The 2770-nt window shown below is 61.2% G+C and carries 2 protein-coding genes; both read left to right on the top strand.

The features are described 5' to 3' along the window. Positions 1-2267 (top strand): DUF1592 domain-containing protein (locus AC6FTP_RS26755; protein WP_497209951.1); only part of this gene is annotated, 2267 nt, incomplete at its 5' end. After that, the coding region (locus AC6FTP_RS26750; RefSeq protein ID WP_497209950.1) for a DUF1552 domain-containing protein at positions 2264-2770 on the top strand (507 nt) is incomplete at its 3' end. The genes AC6FTP_RS26755 and AC6FTP_RS26750, both read left to right, overlap by 4 nt.

Here is a 2770-nt window from a genome sequence, read left to right as displayed (position 1 = left end):
AAGACATGAAGCCTGAGGATCGGAAGGCTTTGCTGGCGGCGTTGGAATCGTCTTTGCACGCGGCGAGCGCGGCGGCTACGGCGCAGAAGGGGAGGGGGGCGATGAGGCGGCTCAATCGCATCGAGTTTGAGCAAAACTTGCGCGACCTGCTCGCGCTGCCGCATCTCGATATTCGCGACATCTTGCCTGCGGATCGCGAGTCGCATCACTTCGACAAGGTCGCGTCCACGCTGGACATCTCGCATGTGCAGCTCACGGCTTACCTGGATGCGGTGGAGACGGCGTTGCGCCAGGCCGTGGTGACATCACCTGCGCCGCCGACATCGAAAAAGACGCGAGTCGTTGGCAAGCAGCTCGGTCCCCATCGCACCACCGGTGGTGTGGAGTCGCTGTTCTATGCGCGGGATGGTAAGGGCTTCGACCTGGAGCAAAAGAACGCGAACCAAGCCAACGCAACCGAGCCTGATCCGAACATCGAGTTCGCCTTGTTCCGTTCGCCGGGATGGCCGTATGCGGTGTATCCGAAGAACGTCACCGCCAACGCCACGGGCGAGTATCGCGTGCGATTCTCCGCGCGGTCGGTGCTGCAAACGGAGGGCTTTGTGTTCAAAAAGGGCACGCACCCCGTCCCCATGAACTTCCGTGCGCGCAAGCCGACGAACCATGACATCGCTGAAGATGTGCGCGTGACTGGCGGCATCATCGACGTGCAGCCCGAAGGCGGTGTGTATGAAACGACGGTCTATCTGCTCGCAGGCCAGACCATCGAGTATGGCATGCTCGGCCTGCCGGTGCCGCAGATCGATGCGCAGGGCAAGACGGGCTACTATCGTTATCCGCCATTCCCGGAGGGCGGGCAGCCGGGCATCGCGTTTCAGTGGCTGGAGATGGAAGGCCCCATCGCGCCTGCGTCCTGGCCGCCTGCTTCGCATCGCGTGCTGTTTGATAATCTCGGTGCCGACGTCAAATCAGCAAAGCCCGCTGAGGACGTGAAACGGCTCCTGCGTCGCTTTATCGCCCTCGCCGCACGCGAACCCGTGCCGGAGGAAGCGATCCCGCCGTTTGAGAAACTCGTGCTCGATGCCTTGCAAAACGGTGCACCACTCGCCGAGGCCTTGCTGGCAGGTTATCAGGCCTTCCTTTGCTCCGATCTGTTTTTGTATCTGCGCGAACCCGCCGCTGCAGACGATCACTTTGCCATCGCGAACCGGCTTTCTCATTTCCTCACCGACTCAAGACCGGATGCGGCGCTCGCAACTCTCGCGTCGCAAAAGAAGCTGCGTGATCCCGCTACGTTGCGCACGGAAACGGACCGGCTGATCTCCAGCTCAGGCTTCGAGCGCTTTGTAAATCACTTCACCGATTGCTGGCTGAATCTCCGCGAACTCCGCCGCGATGATCCCGACATCCGGCTCTATCCTGAGTATCGGCTCGATGATTATCTCGTCGAGTCGATGGGCATGGAGACCCGCGCATTCTTCACCGCGATGCTTCGCGAGAACCTGCCCGCCGCTTCGCTCATCAAGAGCGAGTTCGCACTCGTGAATGATCGTCTCGCACGGCACTATGGCCTGCCTGAGGTGAGGGGCTCCGCACTTCGTCGGATTGATCTGCCGAAGGACAGTGCCTATGGCGGGCTCATCACGCAGGGCTCCGTTTTGAAAGTGTCCGCGAATGGCACCAGCACCTCACCCGTGCTGCGTGGCGTGTGGATCATGGATCGTCTCATTGGTCAGCATCCGCCGCCGCCACCACCGGGTATTCCTGCCGTAGAACCGGACATTCGCGGTGCAAAAACCATCCGCGAACTCATCGCCCAGCACACGAAATCCAAAACCTGCGCCACCTGCCACGCGAAGTTTGATCCTGTCGGTCTCGCTCTCGAAAACTTCGATATCCTTGGTGCCTGGCGCACGCGCTATCGCGGCACCAGCGATGGCGAACGCATCACCGGCATCGACCGCGCCGGTCACGACTTTGCCTTCACCCTCGCGGGCAAAGTGGATGCCAGCGGTCAACTCGCTGATGGTCGTCAGTTCGCCAACATCCACGACCTAAAAGCCCTCTTCGCCGCCAACTCGCGCCAGCTCGCACGGAATCTCCTGCACCAGTTCACGCTGTATGCCACAGGCACACCCGTGCAGTTCTCCGACCGCCGCGACATCGAAGCGATGCTCGATGCCTGCATGAAGGACGGTTACCGCGTGCGGGATCTTGTGCATGCGCTGCTGCAAAGCCCAATCTTCCTTGGAAACCCAAAGCCATGAACGCTCCTCACATCTCCACCGCCTCCTTTTCCCTGCCTCGCCGCACCTTCTTGCGCGGTCTTGGCATCACGCTCGGGCTTCCGATGCTCGAATGCATGACACCCGTCTTCACAAGAGCTGCGCAACCTCTAACGCCGAAGCGAATGCTGGTCATCGCGAACAATCTCGGCGTGCTGCCGAAGAACTTCTTTCCGGCGACCGCCGGCCGCGACTACGCGCTCTCGCCTTACCTCGAGATGCTCGCCGACGTGCGGAATGAGTTTAGCGTGTTCAGCGGCCTTTCGCATCCGGGCGTGACGGGCGGACACAGCACGGACAACTGCTTCCTCACCTCAGCACGCGGCGCATTCAAAGCCGGATTCCGCAACAGCATCTCGCTCGATCAATACGCCGCCGAGAAGCTCGGCCAGGTGACCCGCTTCCCCACGCTAAACCTCGGCGTGAACATCGAAAAAGCGAACCGCAGTCTCTCCTGGACGCGCGATGGCGTGCTGCTGCCCGCC

Origin of the sequence: Prosthecobacter sp. (assembly GCF_044378005.1) — a bacterium.
In the GTDB taxonomy this organism is placed as follows: Bacteria; Verrucomicrobiota; Verrucomicrobiia; order Verrucomicrobiales; family Verrucomicrobiaceae; genus Prosthecobacter.
This window is presented reverse-complemented; position numbering and strand designations above follow the sequence as displayed.